General features: G+C 72.0%; 23 protein-coding genes. 13 read left to right on the top strand and 10 right to left on the bottom strand.

The features are described 5' to 3' along the window. Positions 1-232: 232 nt before the first annotated feature. Positions 233-1,096, top strand: coding sequence for a hypothetical protein (locus tag AB0B85_RS30975; RefSeq protein WP_357412835.1), 864 nt, complete (start codon positions 233-235; stop codon positions 1,094-1,096). Between the two features lie 17 nt (positions 1,097-1,113). Here the strand turns inward: AB0B85_RS30975 and AB0B85_RS30980 are convergent, their stop codons facing one another. The 3 genes from AB0B85_RS30980 to AB0B85_RS30990 form a co-directional block, all read right to left on the bottom strand. Beyond that, positions 1,114-3,168 (bottom strand): glycogen debranching N-terminal domain-containing protein, encoded by a 2,055-nt coding sequence (locus AB0B85_RS30980; protein WP_357412837.1) that lies wholly within the window; start codon positions 3,166-3,168, stop codon positions 1,114-1,116. Next, positions 3,165-3,545, bottom strand: coding sequence for an SCP2 sterol-binding domain-containing protein (locus AB0B85_RS30985; RefSeq protein WP_357412839.1), 381 nt, complete (start codon positions 3,543-3,545; stop codon positions 3,165-3,167). Before AB0B85_RS30985 ends, AB0B85_RS30980 begins: the two co-directional genes overlap by 4 nt. Positions 3,546-3,623: 78 nt before the next feature. Next, entirely contained in the window at positions 3,624-3,998 is a 375-nt protein-coding gene (locus tag AB0B85_RS30990) for a DsrE family protein (protein WP_357412841.1), read from the bottom strand. A gap of 12 nt (positions 3,999-4,010) precedes the next feature. Here AB0B85_RS30990 and mtfM point away from each other — a divergent pair, with 12 nt between their 5' ends. Next, positions 4,011-4,115 carry a small membrane protein MtfM gene (gene mtfM / locus AB0B85_RS30995; protein ID WP_030327764.1) on the top strand — a complete coding sequence of 35 codons (105 nt, stop codon included), beginning with the start codon at positions 4,011-4,013 and terminating at the stop codon, positions 4,113-4,115. Then, entirely contained in the window at positions 4,109-4,699 is a 591-nt protein-coding gene (locus AB0B85_RS31000) for an FABP family protein (RefSeq protein ID WP_357412843.1), read from the top strand. Before mtfM ends, AB0B85_RS31000 begins: the two co-directional genes overlap by 7 nt. On the opposite strand, the gene AB0B85_RS31005 is transcribed toward AB0B85_RS31000, so the two are convergent. Beyond that, positions 4,700-5,578, bottom strand: coding sequence for an aminotransferase class IV (locus AB0B85_RS31005; RefSeq protein WP_357412845.1), 879 nt, complete (start codon positions 5,576-5,578; stop codon positions 4,700-4,702). A gap of 69 nt (positions 5,579-5,647) precedes the next feature. Between AB0B85_RS31005 and AB0B85_RS31010 the strand changes: the two genes are divergently transcribed. From AB0B85_RS31010 to AB0B85_RS31025, 4 genes are all read left to right on the top strand, one after another. Next, on the top strand, positions 5,648-6,076 hold the full coding sequence (locus AB0B85_RS31010; protein WP_357412847.1) for a Fur family transcriptional regulator: 429 nt from the start codon (positions 5,648-5,650) through the stop codon (positions 6,074-6,076). Continuing rightward, positions 6,073-7,185 carry a folate-binding protein gene (locus tag AB0B85_RS31015; protein WP_357412849.1) on the top strand — a complete coding sequence of 371 codons (1,113 nt, stop codon included), beginning with the start codon at positions 6,073-6,075 and terminating at the stop codon, positions 7,183-7,185. The genes AB0B85_RS31010 and AB0B85_RS31015 overlap by 4 nt, the downstream gene beginning before the upstream one ends. Positions 7,186-7,208: 23 nt before the next feature. Further along, the gene (locus AB0B85_RS31020) at positions 7,209-8,036 is read left to right on the top strand and encodes a 3-keto-5-aminohexanoate cleavage protein (protein WP_357412851.1); all 828 of its coding nucleotides are present in this window, start codon (positions 7,209-7,211) and stop codon (positions 8,034-8,036) included. Between the two features lie 94 nt (positions 8,037-8,130). Beyond that, on the top strand, positions 8,131-9,090 hold the full coding sequence (locus AB0B85_RS31025) for an asparaginase (protein ID WP_357412852.1): 960 nt from the start codon (positions 8,131-8,133) through the stop codon (positions 9,088-9,090). A gap of 52 nt (positions 9,091-9,142) precedes the next feature. Here the strand turns inward: AB0B85_RS31025 and AB0B85_RS31030 are convergent, their stop codons facing one another. Continuing rightward, the gene (locus AB0B85_RS31030; protein ID WP_357412854.1) at positions 9,143-9,940 is read right to left on the bottom strand and encodes an alpha/beta hydrolase; all 798 of its coding nucleotides are present in this window, start codon (positions 9,938-9,940) and stop codon (positions 9,143-9,145) included. A gap of 111 nt (positions 9,941-10,051) precedes the next feature. Between AB0B85_RS31030 and AB0B85_RS31035 the strand changes: the two genes are divergently transcribed. From AB0B85_RS31035 to AB0B85_RS31060, 6 genes are all read left to right on the top strand, one after another. Then, on the top strand, positions 10,052-10,669 hold the full coding sequence (locus AB0B85_RS31035; protein WP_357412856.1) for a helix-turn-helix transcriptional regulator: 618 nt from the start codon (positions 10,052-10,054) through the stop codon (positions 10,667-10,669). Then, the gene (locus AB0B85_RS31040; protein WP_357412858.1) at positions 10,666-11,346 is read left to right on the top strand and encodes a hypothetical protein; all 681 of its coding nucleotides are present in this window, start codon (positions 10,666-10,668) and stop codon (positions 11,344-11,346) included. The genes AB0B85_RS31035 and AB0B85_RS31040 overlap by 4 nt, the downstream gene beginning before the upstream one ends. Before the next feature lie 71 nt (positions 11,347-11,417). After that, positions 11,418-11,732 carry a DUF2516 family protein gene (locus AB0B85_RS31045; RefSeq protein ID WP_357412860.1) on the top strand — a complete coding sequence of 105 codons (315 nt, stop codon included), beginning with the start codon at positions 11,418-11,420 and terminating at the stop codon, positions 11,730-11,732. Next, positions 11,729-12,616, top strand: coding sequence for an alpha/beta hydrolase (locus tag AB0B85_RS31050; protein WP_357412862.1), 888 nt, complete (start codon positions 11,729-11,731; stop codon positions 12,614-12,616). Before AB0B85_RS31045 ends, AB0B85_RS31050 begins: the two co-directional genes overlap by 4 nt. 11 nt (positions 12,617-12,627) lie before the next feature. Then, positions 12,628-13,365: an alanyl-tRNA editing protein gene (locus AB0B85_RS31055; RefSeq protein ID WP_357412864.1), complete on the top strand. Its 738-nt coding sequence runs from the start codon at positions 12,628-12,630 to the stop codon at positions 13,363-13,365. Positions 13,366-13,420: 55 nt separating this feature from the next. After that, positions 13,421-14,335 (top strand): SDR family oxidoreductase, encoded by a 915-nt coding sequence (locus AB0B85_RS31060; protein WP_357412866.1) that lies wholly within the window; start codon positions 13,421-13,423, stop codon positions 14,333-14,335. On the opposite strand, the gene AB0B85_RS31065 is transcribed toward AB0B85_RS31060, so the two are convergent. From AB0B85_RS31065 to AB0B85_RS31085, 5 genes are read right to left on the bottom strand one after another with little or no spacing between them, the layout of a single operon-like run. Then, the gene (locus tag AB0B85_RS31065; protein WP_357412868.1) at positions 14,326-15,294 is read right to left on the bottom strand and encodes a WYL domain-containing protein; all 969 of its coding nucleotides are present in this window, start codon (positions 15,292-15,294) and stop codon (positions 14,326-14,328) included. The two genes, AB0B85_RS31060 and AB0B85_RS31065, sit on opposite strands and share 10 nt — an antisense overlap. A 24-nt stretch (positions 15,295-15,318) precedes the next feature. Next, positions 15,319-15,960: a response regulator transcription factor gene (locus AB0B85_RS31070; RefSeq protein ID WP_357412871.1), complete on the bottom strand. Its 642-nt coding sequence runs from the start codon at positions 15,958-15,960 to the stop codon at positions 15,319-15,321. Beyond that, positions 15,957-17,225 carry a sensor histidine kinase gene (locus tag AB0B85_RS31075; protein ID WP_357412873.1) on the bottom strand — a complete coding sequence of 423 codons (1,269 nt, stop codon included), beginning with the start codon at positions 17,223-17,225 and terminating at the stop codon, positions 15,957-15,959. Before AB0B85_RS31075 ends, AB0B85_RS31070 begins: the two co-directional genes overlap by 4 nt. Positions 17,226-17,236: 11 nt before the next feature. Continuing rightward, on the bottom strand, positions 17,237-17,971 hold the full coding sequence (locus AB0B85_RS31080) for an ABC transporter permease (protein WP_357412875.1): 735 nt from the start codon (positions 17,969-17,971) through the stop codon (positions 17,237-17,239). Between the two features lie 12 nt (positions 17,972-17,983). Further along, positions 17,984-18,892, bottom strand: a complete 909-nt coding sequence (locus tag AB0B85_RS31085) for an ABC transporter ATP-binding protein (protein WP_357412876.1) — start codon at positions 18,890-18,892, stop codon at positions 17,984-17,986. Between the last annotated feature and the right edge of the window lie 243 nt (positions 18,893-19,135).

The raw sequence follows: 19,135 nt of genomic DNA on the forward strand, positions 1-19,135 counted from the left end.
TCACTGTCCACAACCATGGTTTATCGACGGCGCCGGCTCTTCGGGTGCGCTGATGTCGGCTCTATGACAGTCGGGGGAGGCCTGCGGACCCGGTTGGTCGCGCCCGGATATCACTGAATGCACCTCTGCTGTCACTTGTTGGTGAGATCGATTCATTGCACCGATCGGTATGCGCCACAATTCAGGCGGATCTGCCGCTGGCCCGGCGGCGCACGCGTGACACCATGGCCGGGTGAGCGGTGTTGTCCAGTCGGGTTGGGCCCCTTCGGAGAGTCCCGCCACGCCGGTGCCGGCCCGGCCGTGGCGGCGCTGGCTGCTGGCCGCGACAGTGGCCTGGGCCGTGCTGTTGGCCGCGCTCACCTGGATGTCGGTCCGCAGCGACCCGCCTACCGTTCGCGAGCAGCGTTCCCTCGACCAGGCCGGCCCGGTAGTCGACCGGGCGGTCGGCGAACTCGCCCGTGCGGCCGGTGCTGCCGGTCTGCTGGAGCTGAGCCCGCCGCGGATCGCGGCGGGCTGCCGGGTCACCCCGTTCGAGGAGGGGGCAAGGCTGCGCCGCGAGGTCGGCGTGCTCGCCCCCGCCGGCACCGAGCGGGCCGTGTTGGCTGGCATCGCCGATCGGCTGCCGACGAGGTGGCGGGCCGGGGTCGGCACCGGGCTGGAAGGCACGGAACTGCGCGCCGACGCGGGTGAGTTCGTGGCCGTCGAGGGACGGCCGACGGTGGACGGCCGGGTGCTGCTGCTCGTCGACACCGGATGCCGACCGGTCGGCTCCGGCTACCGGCCGGCCCAGCCGACCGCCGCCGGTCCGGAAGCCGCCGCCCTGACCGCCGCCCTGGTGGCGCTCGGCCGGCCCGGTGACGCCGCGCCCGAACTGGTCACCGCGCCCTGTCCGGGCGGCGGGTCGGCCCGCACCGTGCGGTCGGCCGGCGGTCCCGGCCCAGCCGCGTCGACGGACGCCCTCGCCCCGCTCACCGACACCACTCCACTGCTGGACCAGCCACCGGTGTACGCGTACCGCACCGGCCCGGTCACTGTGCTCGCCGAACTCGCCGCGGACGACACCCGGCTCGCCGCCACCGTCGGCTGCCCCAGCTGAGCCGGGCCGGTGCCCGGTCAGCCGTCGCCCGGCTGGTCCGATGGCTCCCGGCTGCGGCCCAGCGCGTCGACCAGGCCCCACCGGCCGGGGATGTCCAGCAGCTCGACCCGACCCATCCCCGGTGGCACGGCCGGGTCGATGATCAGGTGCTCGCCCTGCGGCTCCAACCCCAGCATTACCCGGAGCAGCAGCAGGGGGGTGCCGGTCGACCAGGCCTGCGGGCTGCACGCGGTCGGGTACTCCACCGGGTAGTCGGTGAGGTCCCGGTCGTAGCCGGCGAACGCCTCCGGCAGCTGCCCCCCGAAGTATCGGGACGCCGCCAGCAGGGTGTCGCAGAGCGTGCCCGCCTCGTCCCGAAAGCCGTACCGCCACAACCCCCAGGCGATTATCGAGTTGTCGAACGGCCAGACCGTGCCGACGTGGTAGCCGATCGGGTTGTACCGTCCCTCGTCCGCGGCGAGCGTGCGCACGCCCCACCCGGAGAACAGTCGCGGCCCGAGCAGGTGCTCGACCACCTTGCCGGCACGGGACTCGTCCACGATGCCGCTCCACAGCAGGTGCCCGATGTTCGAGGTCAACGCGTCCACCTGCCGGCCGTCGGCGTCCAACGCGACAGCGTAGTACCCGCGGTCGGCGATCCAGAAGTCACGATCGAACCGCCGTTTGAGGTCGGCGGCCTCCCGCTCCAGCCGGTCGGCGTACGCCGGGTCGTTCCAGAACGTCCGGGCCAGTCGGGCGGCGCGCATCTTCGCGTCGTACGCGTAACCCTGCAGTTCGCAGGTCGCCCGGGGAAAGCCGGGAAACCGGCCGTCGGCGTACGAGATGGCGTCCCAGGAGTCCTTCCAGCACTGGTTCTGCAGACCGGTCTGCGGGTTGCGGGTCTGGTACCAGAGGTAGCCGGTGCCGAGCAGGTCGCCGTACGTGTCGATCCACTGCACCGCCGCGCGGACGTGCGGCTCCAGCCGCCGGACCAGCGCGGAGTCGCCCGTCCAGCGCTCGTACTCGTCGATCAGGATGATGAACAGTGGTGTCGAGTCGGCCGACCCGTAGTACGGCGAATGCGGCTGCTCCTCGAAGCCGGCGGTCTCCCCGTACCGCAGTTCGTGCAGGATCTTGCCGGGTTCCTCGTCCCGGAAGTCGTCCACCCGGTGCCCCTGGAGCCCGGCCAGCATGAGGATGGTCGGTGGGACGAGTTCCGGCAGGAACGGCAGCACCTGTAGTGAGGTGATGATGCTGTCCCTGCCGAACAGGGTCATGAACCAGGGCAGTCCCGCGGCGATCAGCCGCACGCCCAGGGTGATCGACTCGTAGCGCAGGGCGGCCAGGTCGTTGAGGCTGCGCCGGTACGCCCCGGCCAGTGGCTCGCAGTCGCAGCCGAGCTTCGGTGCCCGGTCGATCAGCTCCTGCTGCTCGGCCCGGATGGCGTCCGCGCTGCGGCTGCCCCCGTACGGCAGGGTGGCCCGGATGTCCTGGCCGCGGGCCCCGTAGACGACGCTCGACACGTGCAGCCGGGTGGTCCACCTGCTGTTGCGGGCGATCCGGATCCGGAAGGTCATTCCGGTGGCGTCGACCTCCGCCGGCGTACTGGTGCTGACCACCGCCTCCCGGTGGAACGCCTCCCGCCGGTAGGCCAGCCGCAGCTCGTTCTCGGCGACCGAGATCGTGGTCTGGCCCCGCTTGCGCCGCGAATCCTTGATCTCGAACAGGTCGGCGAAGTCGGCAGCGATCTCGATCCGGAGGACGCACTCGACCTCCGCGCCGAGGTGGTTGAGCACTGTCAGTTCCTCCGCGAAGCTGCCCACGATCTCCCGGCTGCGGATCACCGACGCCTTCGCGTCCAGATAGTGCGTGGGTTCCCCGGGGGCGAGGAAGAACGTGGTGCGGTACGACTCGGCGTCGTCGACGGAGAGGGCGTGCAGCCGTTCACCGTCCAGGGTGAGCACCCACTTGGACAGGAATCGGGTGTCGAAGGAGAACAGCCCGGTGGGGAAGTCGTAGGACGGTTCGATGTCGCCCCGCCTGTCACTTACCAGGAAGGTGTTGCCGTCCAGGATGCTGACGAGTTGCCTCACGCCGGTCGTCCGGCTGCTCTACGCGCCGTCTCCCGGGGGTCGCGGGTGCCGGGCGGGTCCGGGAAGAACCGGCGGAAGGCGAGGAAGAGCACCACGTTGCCGCTGAACGTGCTCTCGTTGCGCAGCACCGCCGCGACCCCCTGGGCCTCACCCGTGACCAGTCTGTCGAAGAGGGCGGCGCTGCTGTACCAGAGGGCGTCGGCCGGCCCACGTCCGCGGGTGACCTGCACCGACCCGGGTCGCATGCGGACCAGCCAGTGCTCGGTCCGGTGGTCGTCGCCGAGGTCGATCTGGAGGGTCCCGTCGGCCAGGCCGCCGAGGATGTCGGGGGCGCGGGACGGCAGCGCTTCGAAGAACCTCTCCGTCGCCTCGGTCACATCCGAATCGTAGGCAGCCGTCCGGGATGTCGGGTCGGTATCGGCACTCCGCTCGAACCGACGAACCGGGTCGGGTGGTCAGTAGACGAGCGCCTGCGCGCCCTCGGCCATCGCCTCCTCGACGAAGACGGCGGCACCCGCGATCCGGACCCCGGGCAGCACGTCGTCCGGGCCGATCTCGCGGCGGGCCGCGCACTGGGTGCACGCGGTCACCCGACCACTTGTCAGGATGACGTGCAGCAACTCGGCGAGCGGCGCGGAGTGCGGCAGGTCGAACTGTTGGGCACGACCGGGTAGGGCGAACCAGGTCGACTCGCCGGTGAGCCAGAGCGACACGTCCACCCCGGCCGCGACCGCCGTCGCGGCGACAGTGAATGCCTGCGCGCACCGCTCCGGGGCGTCCGCCCCAGCGGTGGCCTTGACGACGAGAGTGCGGGTCATGTGGCCCAGCATAGGATGGCCGGGATGGTTACCGAGATCGGGTTTGTCAGCCTGTTGGTCGCTGGCCTGGGCGGGCTCGCCGGTGGCCTGGTCTACCTTGCGGTTCGCATTTCGAGAGGACGTTGGTGAGCGAGAACCCGCTGCAACCGCCGTGGCTGAACGCGCCGCCGGTCGAGGAGTACCCGTTCGCGGAGAGCCACGACCTGCGGGTCGGGCCGAAGTTGCACCCCGCCCTCGATGGCCTGCTGCCCTACATCGGCCTCTGGCGTGGCCGGGGCAAGGGTGGTTTCCCCACCATCGAGGATTTCGACTACGCGCAGGAGATCCGGATCAGCCACGACGGCCGACCGTTCCTGCACTACGAGTCGCGCGCCTGGATCCTGGACGAGCAGAGCAAGCCGGTCCGGCCGGCCGGCCGCGAGGTCGGCTGGTGGCGGCCGGTGCTGGTGGACGGGCGGGCGACCGACGAGCTGGAGGTGCTGCTGACCACGCCGACCGGGGTGATGGAGCTGCACCTGGGCAAGCGCACCGGCACCCAGGTGGAGTTCGCCACCGACGCGGTGGTGCGGACACCGACCGCGAAGGAGGTCACGGGCGGTAAGCGGCTCTTCGGCATCGTCGAGGGCGCGTTGCTCTACGCCCAGGAGATGGCCGCGATGGGGCACGGGCTCAGCCCACACCTCTCCGCCCGGCTCGTCCGGGTCGGCGGATGACTAGCTGGGAAAACCCAGCAGTGCCTGGAGGGCGGGGGTGCGGGGGCAGCGGGCGCGACGCACCCCGTCCAGCGTGTGGACCTCGACGGCCCCACGCACCGACGAGGTGAACCAGACGCCGTCCGCCGCGTGCAGTTCGGCCGCTGTGACCATCCGCTCGGCCGCGCGTAGCCCCAACTGGGCGGCGTGGGCGAGCAGCCAGGCCACTGTCGTGCCGGCAAGGATGCCGGTGGTGGCGGCCGGCACCGTGCAGAGCGTGTCGTCGGTGAGCCACACCACGTTGGCCCAGGGACCCTCCAGCGCGTAACCGTCGGAGGAGATCCAGAGCACGTCGTCCACGCCGGCCCGGTCGGCCCAGCGACGGGCGGCGCTGTTCACCGCGTACGACGTCGACTTGATCCCGGCCGGCAGCCAGCTCAGCCCGTTGCGGGCGGCGGCGGGCACCCCCAGCGGCAGGGTTGCCACGCTGATCCCGGCCCGCCGGGCCGCCCGGGAGGTCGCCGGCACCTCGGCCAGCGTGGCGTAGACCGTCGGCGGCCCGCCGGTCTCCGGTCCCCGGGTGCAGACCAGCCGAAGCGCCCCCTCCACAGCCACTGGCCAGCCCGCGCACGTCTGGTCGAGCAGGTCGACGAGCACCGGGGTGGGGGGCACTGCCAGGTCGACGGCGTCGGCCGCGGCGGCCAGCCGGGCCAGGTGTTCGTCACGCAGCCACGGCCGGCCCTGCCGCAGGTGCATGGTCTCGAAGAGGCCGTCACCCCGGAGTACGCCCAGGTCGTCACCGCGGAGCACGGGGTCACCGGCCGGCACCGGACCGCGCCCGAGGACGACGATCCGCGCGGTCGGATCGGCCCCGACCTTCCCGGCGGGCGACATCACCATGACCATCGAGCCTAGTGGCGGTCGATCGCGGTGCGCGGACCGACCTGGCGGCCGAACTATGATCGGACGGTGTCCGAAACCTCCCTCGCGGAAATGCTGCGGGCCCGTGGGCTGCGGCTGACGCCCCAGCGGCAGCTCGTCCTGCAGGCGGTGCTCGATCTGGGGCACGCCAGCCCGGAGCAGGTGCACACCGCCGTCCGGGAGGTCGCCGCCGGCGTCAACATCACCACCATCTATCGCACGCTTGAGCTGTTGGAACGGCTCGGCCTGGTCACCCACACACACCTGTCGCACGGCTCACCTACCTATCACGCGGCAGGTGAGCACCAACACGTCCACCTGGTCTGCCGGGAGTGCGGGGCGATCGACGAGATCGATCCGGGGCTGCTCCGGCCGCTCGCCGACGAGTTGGCCGCGCAGCGGGGGTTCCGGGTGGACATCGGGCACGTGTCACTTTTCGGCGTCTGCGTACGTTGCGAGAACGGGGACGACAAGTGATCGACATCGCGGGTGCGGTGGCCGTCGAGAGCATCGACGAGGCGAGTCGCGACCAGCCGGACCCGGCGCACGTCGCGGCCGGGGTACGCGGGGTGGCCGCGCACTACGGGGACCCGCTGCGCGAGCAGCGCACCCTCGACACCGAGGTCGGCCTGGTCGACAGGTCGCACCGGGGGGTCATCGCGGTGCCCGGGGAGGAGCGCGCCAGTTGGTTGCACACGATCACCTCGCAGCACCTGACGACGCTGTCCGCGGGTGAGGGCACCGAGCTGCTGGTGCTCTCCCCGCACGGGCACGTCGAGCAGCACGCGCTGGTGGCCGAGGATGGCGAGACGGCCTGGCTGGACACCGAGCCGGGGGCGACCGAGGGCCTGCTCGGGTACCTGGAGAAGATGCGGTTCTTCAGCCGGGTCGACCCGCGCGACGCGACCGCCGAACGGGCGTTGTTGTCGCTTGTCGGGCCGGCCGCGACGGAGGCGCTGGCCACGCTCGGCGTGACCGGGCTGGCCGCACCGGACCTGGTCGCGGTGCCCGGTCCGAAGTTCGCCGCCGGTGCCGTGCCACAGCGGGCGAGTGTTCGGTACGACGTCAAACCCCTGCCGATCGGTGGCTGGGCGCGGCGCGGCCCGCTCGGGGTGGACCTGCTGGTGCCCCGCTCCGCGATGGAGCAGGTGGTGGCCGAGTTGCGCGGCGCGGGCGTGCCGGTCGCCGGCCTGTGGGCGTACGAGGCGATCCGGGTGGCCGCCCGGCAACCGCGGGTCGGGGTGGACACCGACCACCGGACCATTCCGGCCGAGGTGGATCTGATCGGCCCGGCGGTACATCTCGACAAGGGTTGTTACCGGGGGCAGGAGACGGTGGCCCGGGTGCACAACATGGGTCGGCCGCCGCGTCGCCTCGTACTGCTGCACCTCGACGGGGTGACCACCGATCAACCGCCGACGGCCGGTACGCCGGTGACCCTCGACGGCCGGGCGGTGGGCTTCGTCGGCACCGCCGTGCTGCACCACGAGCTGGGTCAGGTGGCGCTCGCCGTGCTGAAGCGAAACGTCCCGGACGACGCCGCGCTGATGATCGGCGAGACCGCGGCGGCGATCGACCCGTCCTGAGCATGGCGTCTAGGATCGCCGGCATGACGACAGGGACGTTGATCACGGTGGCTCCGACCGGCGCGGAGTCGGCCAAGGCGGAGGTACCGGCGCTGCCGGTGACCCTCGACGAGTTGCTGCTCACGGCCAAGGAGTGCGAGGCGCTCGGCGCCGCCGTGATCCACGTCCACATCCGGGACGACGAGGCCCGGCCGACCCTCGACCCGGTGCGGCTGGCCGACACTGTGGCGGCGCTGCGGGACAGCACGGACCTGATCGTGCAGCTCTCCTCCGGCGGCGCGGTGACCGACCCGGAGGCGGCCCGGCTCGCCGTGCTCGACGCCCGGCCGGACATGGCCTCCTGCACCATGGGCACCGTCAACTTCGGCGACGACGTCTTCCTCAACCGCTGGGAGTTCATCGTCGACCTGCACACCCGGATGCAGGAGCGCGGGATCGTGCCGGAGTACGAGATCTTCGACCTCGGCCACCTGTCCGCGTTGCAGCGACTGCTCGGCAAGTACGGGCTGCCGGCCGGCGGGCACGTGCACGTCGACTTCGTGATGGGCGTGCCGGGCGGCATGCCGGGCACCACCGAGACGCTCGTCGCCGCCCACCGGATGCTGCGCGACCTGCCCGAGGGCACCACCTTCTCGGCCACCGGCGTCGGCCGCAGCACCCTGCCGGTGCTGCTTGCCGCGCTGTCGACGGGCGGGCACCTGCGGGTCGGCATGGAAGACACAGTGACGTACGCGAAGGGTCGCCCGGTGGAGTCCAACATGCAACTGGTCGCCCGCGCCGTGGGTTTCGCCCAGCTCGCGCAGCGCCCGCCGCTCACCACCACCGAGGCTCGCGAGTTGCTCGGGTTGTAAGGCCGGCCGGGTCCAGCGCTCCTGTCACCCGCGCGGAGTACCACCTGGTCACCCCGCCGACGGGCACCCCGGGACCGTCGGTACCGTCCAGCGCGTGACGAAGACGTACGAGGGTGGCGCGCCACTCGCCGAGGTGGTCCGGTCCGGGTTCGTGGAGGGCGTACACCGGGGCTCGGTGGTCGTGCTCGACGCCGCCGGGCTGCCGGTGGCGTCCGCCGGGGACGTGACGTCGCCGGTCTTTCCCCGTTCGGCGAGCAAACCGATGCAGGCGATCGGGATGCTGCGCGCCGGTCTGACGCTCGACGATCCGGCTGACCTGGCTCTGGTGTCGGCGAGCCACGCGGGTGAGGATTTCCACCTGGCCCGGGTCGGTGCGCTGCTGGAGCGGGCCGGGTTGGACGCGGAAGCGTTGCACTGCCCACCCGACCTGCCGGCGGGCGTGGCGGCCCGGGAGGCGGTGCTGCGCGCCGGTGGCGGGCCGAGCAGGGTGCAGATGAACTGCTCCGGCAAGCACAGCGGGATGCTGCTCACCTGCGCGGCCGCCGGTTGGCCGCGCGATGGTTACTGGCGGCCGGAGCACCCGTTGCAGCAGCGGCTGCGGGCGGCCATCGAGGAGTTCACGGGTGAGCCGGCGGCGGCGGTGGGCGTGGACGGCTGCGGCGCCCCGGTGCTCGCCGTGTCGCTCACCGGTCTGGCCGGGGCGTTCCTCCGGCTGGTCGACGCCGAGCCCGGCTCGGTGCCCCGCGCCGTGGCCGATGCCATGCGCGGGTACCCGGAGATCGTCGGCGGCACCCAGGCCGACGACACCCGGCTCATGCGTGGTGTCCCGGGCCTGCTGGCCAAGGTCGGTGCCGAGGGTGTGATCGCGGTGGCCCTGCCGGGCGTCGGCGCGGTCGCACTGAAGATCGACGACGGCGCCGACCGCGCCCGGATGCCGGTGCTGGTCTCCGCGCTGCGCCGGCTCGGCGTGGACGCCCCGGTGCTTACCGAGTACGCCGAGGTGCCGCTCTTCGGCGGTGGCGTCCCGGTCGGCGCGGTCCGTCCGCTCTGGTGACACAAACGGTCCGCCGGTCAGCGCCGCAGAAGCACAGCACCGCGCCGCGCGGTCAGCTCAGGAAGTCGAGCAGGGCGGCGTTCACCGGCTCGGGGCGCTCCAGCGGCAGCAGGTGGCCAGCGTCCGGCACGTCGGGTAGCCGTACCCCGTGGGGTGCCTCGGCGGCGATCCGGTCGGCGAGCCGCCTGATGTCCGGCACGTCCGCGGCGCCGGCGGTGACCAGGACCGGCACCGTCAGCTCGCCGAGACGACCGATGGCCGGCGGCGTCAGTTCACCCACCTCGACCGCGCCGAGCGCCAGTTCGGCGGCGAGGGCCCGCTGGTCCATCTCCTGGGCGAACGCGATCAGCTCGGGGGCGACGTCTGCCGGCTGGCGGGCCGGGCCGACCACCCAGAACCGCACCTCGCCTGCCGCTCCGGCGACGAAGTCGTCGGGGTCGACCTCGCCGACCAGGTTGTCCCAGAGGTCGTTCGCCTCCTCGGACCACTCGTTGCCGGAGACGGCGGTGTCGAACAGCGCGAGCGCGCTCACCCGGTCGGGGTGGGCCAGCGCGGTGTCGATGGCGACCGACCCACCGAAGGAGCAGCCGACCAGGGCGGCCCGGGGCAGGTCGAGCGCGTCCAGCAGTCCGGCCACGTCGTCGTGGTGCGCGAACGGGCTCGGCGGCAGTTCCGAGTCTCCGTAGCCGCGAAGGTCCGGCACGATCACCCGGTGCCGGGTGGCGAGCGCCGGCAACTGTCCCCGCCACATCCGTCGGTCGGCGATACCGGCGTGCAGCAGTACGACCGGCGAGCCGGTGCCGGCCTCGTCGTACGCGATGCTTGCTCCATTGACTGTGATCTTGTGCACGAACGGACCGTACGGATCGGCGAAGCGGTGTGCAAACGGACGTTGAGACCTTGCTAACTGTGGCTAGCGTTTTGCTTGCAAGAGTTAGCGCGACCGGTTAGCGTCGCTGTCATGGCCACACCCAAGGACCTTCCCGACGTCGGCGGGTTCATCCGCGATCTGCGGCACAACGCCAAGATCTCGCTGCGGCAGCTCGCCGAGCAGGCGGGGGTCAGCAACCCGTACCTCAGCCAGGTCGAACGCGGCCTGCGCAAGCCGAGCGCCGAGGTGCTTCAGCAACTGGCGAGCGCGCTGCGGGTCTCCACCCCGGCGATGTACCTGCGTGCCGGGCTGCTCGACGACAAGGAGGGCCACGGCGTGCTGGCCGCCATCGCGGTGGACACCGACCTGACGATGGCCCAGAAGCAGTCGCTCAGCCAGATCTACGAGACGTTCCGCCGGGAGAACACCCGGCTGGCCGAGGCCCAGGCCAGCGCCGAGGGCACCGGAGCGACCGGAGCGACGACCACCCCGACCGACGTCGCCGACCAGCCCGCCGACGTGGCCAACCTGGCCGCCACCGGCCCCACCACCCCGGCCGGCACCCCGACCGAAGCCGTACTCGAGTCGGTCGCCGTCACCGAGGCGGGCACCGCCCCCGCCCCGGGCAGCACCAGCACCCCCGAGAAGAAGGCCGCCGGTCCGGCGGCCCGTGAGGCCGCCACGGTGGCCGAGGAGGAGACCTCATGAGCGAGCCGAAGACCAACCGCATCCCCGCCCCGATCTACGCCGCCGCCGGCGCCGGCGAGTTGGCCATCGAGCACCTGCGCAAGCTGCCGGCAGTGGTCGGCGTCCTCGGCACCCGGGTCGTCGCCGACCTGGGCGGCCGGGCCGTGCTCACCGGCTTCGAGTTGCGGCAGAAGGCCACCGAGACGCTGCGTACCGCGAACGAGACCGCCGGGACGCTGCGCGAGCGGGCCCAGGCCGAACTGGACCTGGCCAAGCTCCGCGAGTCGGCCGACGTGGCCAAGCTGCGCGAGGCCGCCGACCTCGACAAGCTGCGCGCCGCCGCGACCCGCAACGCCATGATGGTGTACGCGGGCGCGCAGGCCGCCCAGGAGCGGGCCTACGCCGCGTACGGTGCACTTGTCGCCCGTGGCGAGCGGGTCGTCGGTGCCGGCGTGCTGGAGGCCGCCGAGACGGTCAACTCCGACATCGAGGCGACCGAGGCCGTGGCACCCGTTACCGACGCCCCGGCGAAGACCCCGGCCGAGGTGCCGACCCCGGCCGCCGTGGCCGAGATCGCCGAGGCCAAGCCGGCCGCCGTCAAGAAGGCCACCCGGGCGCCGAAGGCCACCAAGCCGGCCGCGACCCCGTCGGCGAAGCTCCCCGGCGGCACCAAGCGGACCCGCCCGGCGGCCGAGTAGTTCGCCAGGTCGACGACCCCGGCGGCGTCCTTGTCGGACGAAGCCGGGGTCCTCGACATAAGCTTGCCGGCATGGCCAACGCCGCGCCGATCTTCGCCTTCGCCGTCCGTGAAGTGATCCAGCTGATCCTGCTCGTCTTCGCGCTGATCGTCCAGGGCGTCGCCCTGGTGCACGCGATCACGCAGCGCTCCGACGCCTTCCCCGCCATCGGGACGCTGCCCAAGGGTGGCTGGATCGCGATCCTCGCCGTCTGCCTCCTGCTGACCCTGCTCGGCTTCGGCCCGATCAGCCTCTTCGGCCTGATCGGCATCGCCGCTGGTCTGATCTACCTCCTCGACGTTCGGGTCGGGCTGCGCGACCTGAGCGACGGCAAAGGGTTCTGGTGAGAGGTTTTCGCTGGCCACCCCCACCGGACAGTGGCCCCCGCACCTGGGGTCCCGGCCCGGGCGGACCACGCACCGGCCGACCGGCGTTGCCGGAGCCGGAGACCGAGCTGGTAACCACCCCGCACGGCGTACGGCTGGAACGGCTGGTCACCGGCATCGGTGACCCGGTCACCGTCTTCGCGCACGGGCTGGGCAACGGCATCGCCACCACCCGACCGTTCGGCAGTGGGGTGACCGGCCGCAAGGTGTTCTTCCAGTTCCGTGGGCACGGTCGGTCCGATGCCCCGGACGGGCCGTGGACCTACCTGGACCTGGCCCGGGATCTGCGCGCGATAGCGGACCTCGGCGGGGCCAGCCGGGCATTCGGCGCGAGCCTCGGCGCCGGTGCCCTCTGCCGGCTGCTCGCGGAGAGTCCGGAGCGTTTCGAGAAGCTTGTCTTCTTCCTGCCGGCGGTGCTCGACGAGCCGCGCGGGCCGGCCGCCCACGGACGGATCACGGAGCTGCTGGAGGCGGTGCAGAGCGGGGAGGCCTCGGCGGTCGCCGACGTCGTCGCGCTGGAGCTGCCCGCGGCGGTGCGCAACACCCCGGCCGGCTGGGCGTACCTGCGGCAGCGGCTCGACCAACTGCTGCGCGACGGCCTGGCCGAGGGCCTCGCCACCCTGGCGGATCAGACGTCGCTGGTCCAGCTCGGCGACCTGGCGGCGGTGACCGCGCCAGCGCTTGTCATCGGCTGCGCGGGCGACGACCTGCATCCGGTCGAGGTCGCCGAGCGGCTCGCCACCGCCCTGCCCCAGGCCACCCTGCACGTGTACGACCGGCCCGGCGTCCTCTGGACGGAACGCGCCGACCTGCGGGACCGCATCGCCGGCTTCCTCAACGAGTAATCTGCGCTGTCATGGGCGTCACACAACATGGCCGCACGCATCGGCTCGACCTCGCCGACCCGACCCTGCGCGAGTGGACCTGCACGGTCCTGCACGCCGACCCCGAGCAGGGCATCGTCCTGGACCGCTCGGCGTTCTACCCGGGCGGCGGCGGCCAGCCACCGGACCACGGGGTGCTGCTGTGGCAGGGCGTGCAGACCCGGATCGTCGGCACCCGCAAGGGCGACGACCTCTACCTGATCCCCGCCGAGGGTGACCCGTTGCCACCGGCCGGCAGCGAGGTCGTCGGCGCGCTCGAGGACGAGCGCCGCACCCGACTGATGCGTACCCACTCCGGGTTGCACGTGCTCTGCGGTGTGGTGTTCCGCGACTTCGGCGCGCTGGTCACCGGCGGCAACATGGAACCGGGTGAGGCTCGGATGGACTTCAACCTTCCCGAGGTGCCCCCGGACTTCAAGAGCCGGATCGAGGAGCTGGTCAACGCCGAGGTGGCCGCCGACCGGTCGGTCGCCACGCGGGTGCTGCCGCGCACCGAGGCGCTGGCCCTGCCGGACATCATCCGTACCCAGTCCAACCTCATTCCGCCGGACGAGCAGGAGGTCCGGATCGTCGACATCGTCGGGCTGGACGTGCAGGCCGACGGCGGGACCCACGTCGCGTCCACCGCCCAGATCGGCAAGGTGCAGGTGGTCAAGGTGGAGAGCAAGGGCCGGGCCAACCGCCGGGTCCGGGTCCGACTCGTGGATTAGGTCGGGTAACGAATTCGGACGTCGGTTGTCAGGTATTCCTGACAACGTCGCAGGCATGACGCAACAGCTAACCGGAAAGATCGCGCTCGTCGCCGGTGCCACCCGTGGTGCCGGACGGCAGATCGCCGTTCAGCTCGGCGCGGCCGGTGCCACTGTCTACGCCACCGGTCGCAGCACCCGGGCCGGCCGCTCCGAGATGGACCGACCGGAAACCATCGAGGAGACCGCCGAGCTGGTAAGCGCGGCCGGCGGCACCGGCATCGCCGTGCAGGTCGACCACCTGGTGCCCGAGCAGGTCCGCGACCTGGTCGCCCGGATCGACGCCGAGCAGGGCCACCTCGACGTGCTGGTCAACGACATCTGGGGCGGCGACCCGCTTGTCACCTGGCACAAGCCGGTCTGGGAGCAGCCGCTGGACGCCGGCTTCCGCACCCTGCGGCTGGCCGTCGACACGCACATCATCACCAGCCACTTCGCCCTGCCGCTGCTGATCCGCAAGCCCGGTGGCCTGGTGGTGGAGATGGGCGACGGCACCAAGGCGTACAACGACGAGAACTACCGGCTGTCGGTCTTCTACGACCTGGCCAAGGTCTCGGTGAACCGGCTCGCGTTCTCCCAGGCGCACGAGCTGACACCGCACGGCGGCACGGCGGTGGCGCTGACCCCCGGCTGGATCCGTTCCGAGGCGATGCTTGAGCACTTCGGCGTGACCGAGGAGAACTGGCGCGACGGCGCTGCCACCGACCCCAACTTCCTCATCTCGGAGACCCCTGCCTTCGTCGGCCGCGCGGTGGCCGCGCTCGCCGCCGACGAGGAGAAGGCCCGCTGGAACGGCAGGTCCGTCGACGCCGGCACGCTGTCGAAGGTGTACGGCTTCACCGACCTGGACGGCAGCCAACCGGAGGGTTTCCGCTACATCACCGAGGTGGTCGACGCGGGCAAACCGGCGGACGTGACCGGCTACCGGTAGAGCGCGGCGAGCCGGTCGGCGCTCGCCGCGAACAACTGCCGCAGCTCGGGTGGATCGAGGATCTCCACCTCGGGGCCGAGCCCCAGCAGTTGGTGGTACGCCACCTGGACCGACTCGACGGGCAGCCGCGCCTTCACCCAGCCCTGCCCGTCGGGTTCGCTGGCGGCGGCGACCAGTTCGTCGTACACGAAGGGGGCGTCGACCAGGTGCCGGAGCCGGCGCAGGCCGGCGGGGCTGAGCCGGACGGTGACCTCGGCCCGCAGCATGGTCCGCAGGAACGACCCGGCCTGCTTCCGCCAGTGCCCGGCCAGGTCGAAGCCCTCGTCGCGGTCGAACTGCTCCGCATCCACCTCGACCCCGGTGACCCGGTCCACCCGGTAGGTGCGCGCCTCGTCGCCGACCCGGCCGACCAGATACCAGACCCCGCTCTTGAGGACCAGCCCGTACGGCTGGATCCGGCGGCTCACCTCCCGGTCGCCGCGTCGGTAGCGCAACGCCACCACCCGGTCTGCCCACACCGCCCGGGCCAGCTCGGGCAGCCAGCGCGGTGGCGCGGTCTCCCGGAACCAGCCCGGTACGTCCAGGTGGAACCGCTGCCCGGTCCGGGCCGGTGCGTCGCGCAGCGCGGGTGGCAGCGCGGCGAGCACCTTCAGCTCGGCGGACGCGACCGCGTCGGCGAGACCCATCTCGCCGGCCGGTCCGGGCAGTCCGCTGAGGAACAGCGCCTCCGCCTCGTCGCGGGTCAGCCCGGTCAGTCGGGTGCGGTAGCCGCCGAGCAGCCGGTAACCGCCGGCCCGGCCCCGGTCGGCGTAGACCGGCACCCCGGCGGCGGAGAGGGCCAGGACGTCCCGGTAGACCGTCCGCTCGGAAACCTCAAGCTCCCGGGCCAGCTCGGTAGCTGTCATCGACCCGCGCGACTGCAACAGCAACAGCAACGAGATCAGTCGGCACGCGCGCACCAGCCCATCCTGCCCGGCCCCCGCTCACTGCCCGCCGGGGGTCAGCAACCCTCTGTCGTACGCGGTGGCCACCGCGGCGGCCCGGTCGTTGACCCCGAGCTTGGCGTACAGGTGCAGCAGATGTGTCTTGACGGTGGCCTCGCTGATGAACAGCCGGGCCGCCGCCTCCCGATTGGAGGCACCGCGGGCAACCAGGGTGAGCACCTCCAGCTCACGCTGGCTGAGCGGCTCTTCAGCGGGAGCGCGCAGCCGAACCATCAGCCGGCCGGCGACGCTCGGCGCGAGCACCGACTCACCCCGGGCGGCGGCCCTCACCGCGCGGACCAGATCCTCGCGGGGCGTGTCCTTGAGCAGGTAGCCGGTGGCGCCGGCCTCGATCGCCGGCAGCACGTCCGCGTCCGTGTCGTAGGTGGTGAGCACCAGCACCCGGGCGGTGCTCCCGGAACGGGCCAACCTGCCGATGGCTGTCACCCCGTCCATGCCGGGCATCCGCAGGTCCATCAGCACCACATCCGGCCGCACCGTCGCGACCAGGGTCAACGCCTCCGAGCCGTCGGCCGCCTCACCGACCACCTCGAATCCCGGGTCGCCGGTGAACATGCCCCGCAACCCGTCGCGTACCACCGGATGGTCGTCGACGATCAGCAGCCGGATCGGGGCGGTCAACCGGCACCTCCGGGCAGCGCGGGGACGGACGCCGAGATGGCGGTGCCGCTGCCCGGCTCGGACTCGACTGCCAACTCGCCACCGACCCGGGTCACGCGCTGCCGCATCGCGGTCAGCCCGTACCCGCTGCCCGGCTCGCGGGACGCCGGCTGCCCGGTGATGTCGAAGCCCGTTCCGTCGTCGCGGACGTCGAGGGTGACCACGTCCGTCATGTACGACAGGGTCAGTCCGACCCGTGACGCGGCGGCGTGCCGGGCCACGTTGGCCAGTGCCTCCTGGGCGGCCCGCAGCAGTGTCACTTCGACCTCCGGGTGCAGGGGGCGGGGCGTACCGGTGGTGGCGACGTCGGCCCGTACCCCGTGCAGGGCCGCCCAGCGCCCGCCCAGCTCGACGAGCGCGTCCGGCAGTCGGGCCGTCTCCAGCGGCTCCGGGCGGATCGCCCGCACCGAGCGGCGGGCCTCGGTGAGGCTCTCCCGGGCCAGCGCGAGCGCGTTGTCGACGTGCCGGCGCCAGTCGGCGGAGCGGTCGCGGGTCTGCTCGGCCGCCTCCAGTTGCGTGATGATCCCGGTCAACCCCTGGGCCAGGGTGTCGTGGATCTCCCGCGCCATCCGTTGGCGCTCGTCCAGAACACCTGCCTCCCGTGCCTGGGTGAGTAGTTGGGCGTGCAGCCCGGCGTTCTCCCGGACCGTCTCGGTGAGTTGACGGTTGGCCTCGCCGAGTTCCGCCATCAGTCGTCGGCGTTTGGCGTCCTCCTGCTCGGCCATCATCGCGAACCAGCTCACCGAGCCGGCCACCAGCAGGTTGAAGAGCACCAGCACCAGCCAGAGTGGCCAGTGCGACAGCACCACGGGCAGACCGCCGCCCTGAGAGGTGGCGACGAGGGTGGCCGTGGTGACCATTCCGGCGACCCGCCAACGCCGGGGTAGCACCGGGAAGGCGTGGATGTAACCGATCCAGGCGAAGAAGCCGTACCACGGGCTGACGACCACCAGCGCGGCCGCGAACGTGAGCAGCCCGGGGTAGTAGACCGCCATCAGCCTGCGCCGGCTCTGCCAGTCGGGGTGCACTGTGACGAACCAGGCGACCCAGCAGCCGGCAGCCACGGCGACGGCGACGGTGAGCACCGCCCCCGGGCTGCCGGGCGCCGGTGCGACGAGGGCCAGCAGGGTGCCCAGAGCCAGCCCGCCGTAGGGAAACACGCGATAGACGTTCGCCTCACGTTTTCGCCAGCTGGCCAGCCGGTCGTACCCACCGTTGCTGGTCATCGAATCCCCGCTCACTCCCAGCGGAACAGTTTCGCCGCGCCAGCACCGGCCGCCACGGCGATCACCGCCATTATCGCCAGGTGCAGCGGCTGCGGCGAGGGGCCGGTCCAGGCGTCGAGGAGCGCCTGCACCCCGGGCGGCGTGTAGTCGCCGATCCTCGCCACGGCGTCCGGAAGCAGGAACCGGGGCAGGTAGACCCCGCCGAAGAACATGGTGAGCAGGAACAGTGGCACGGCCAGGGCCTGAGCCGCCTTCGTCGTCCGGGCCACGGCGGCGACCAGCAGCCCGAGCGCCAGCAGAGCCGCCGTGCCGAGGACGAAGGCCAGGACGAAGCCGAGCGGGTGCTCCGGGAGTGGCACCCCGAACGCCAAGCGGCCGACGACGATGAGCAGCAGCGCGCTGGCCAGGATCGCGGCCAGGGCCACCACCAGTTGGGCGGCGAGCAGAGCGCCCGGGTGCGCAGGAGTGGTCGCCAGCCGACGCAGCACGCCGCGTTCGCGGTAGGTCGCCAGCGCCATGGGCATCGTGTTCACCCCCACCATGGCCAGGGTGACCACCAACAGCGACGGGGCGAAGTAGTTGACGAAGTTCTGCCCGTCGAAGTTCGGATCCGGCTCGCGGAGCGAGGGGATCAACCCGAGCACCACCAGGATCATTGTGGGCAGCCCGACGATGGTGAGCAGCGTCGGTAGGTCCCGCAGGTAGAGCCGCGCCTCGATCCTCAGGATCTGACGGAAGGCGTGCATGCTTGCCCCTTTTCAGTCGACGGGCCGGTGCCCGGTCAGCTCGACGAAGGCGTCGTCGAGGGTGGACTGCTCCAGCCGCAGGTCCGCCGCGATGATCTGGTGGCGGGCGAGCACCGAGGTGACTGCGTGCAGCAGGTCACCGGTGCCGGTCACCACCACCTGGCTGCCCGTGCGCTGCACGGCCGAGACCTCGGGCAGATCGGTGAGGAGCCGGTCGTCCACCGGCACCGACGGCCGGAACCGGATCCGCTGCTCGGGAGCCACCGACGACACCAGGCCTGTCGGGGTGTCCAGCGCGACCACCCGGCCCCGGTCGATCACCGCGACCCGGTCGCAGAGGCGTTCGGCCTCCTCCATGAAGTGGGTGACCAGCACGATCGTCACTCCGCTGTCCCGGACCTGTTCGATGAGACCCCAGGTGTCCCTGCGGGCCTGCGGGTCCAGCCCGGTGGTCAGCTCGTCGAGGATGGCGATCTCCGGGTTGCCGACCAGGGCCAGCGCGATGGAGAGCCGCTGCTTCTGCCCACCGGAGAGCTTCTTGTACGCGGTGTTCCGCTTCTCGCCCAGGCCCAGCTTGTCGATCAACGCGGCCGGGTCGGCCGGGTTGCGGTAGAACGAGGCGTACAACTCCAGGGCCTCGGCGACCCGGAGCCGGTCGGGCAGTTGGCTCTCCTGGAGCTGCACCCCGACCCGCTGCCGGAGCTGGGTCGCGTCCCGGCGCGGGTCGAGCCCGAGGACCGACACCCCGCCCCCGTCGGGGACGCGCAGCCCGGCGACACACTCCACTGTGGTGGTCTTGCCGGCGCCGTTCGGACCGAGAACGCCGAAGATCTCCCCGGCCTCCACGGTGAGCGACACGTCGTCCACCGCCACCAGGTCGCCGTACCGCTTCTTCAGGTGGGTCACCTCGATGACCGGCATCGTGCCGCCTTCCGCCGCCGCTGACTTCGTACCCCTCAAGGGTCGTCGGGCTGGCCCGGCGGCGAATCGACCGGTCGGCGACGGACCTCGGCGATCCCGGTGGATCTCCGCCGTCCGTCAACCGGTTGATGTGGACGCGAGGAGTCGCTGCTAGGCCGTGTCTTCAAAGGTTCACAGCCATTGGAGTAGCGCGGCGATGGTGACGGTGGCCTGGTACGAGGTCGCGGTCTTGTCGTAGCGGGT

This window comes from Micromonospora sp. NPDC049044 (assembly GCF_040649215.1).
In the GTDB taxonomy this organism is placed as follows: domain Bacteria; phylum Actinomycetota; class Actinomycetes; order Mycobacteriales; family Micromonosporaceae; genus Micromonospora.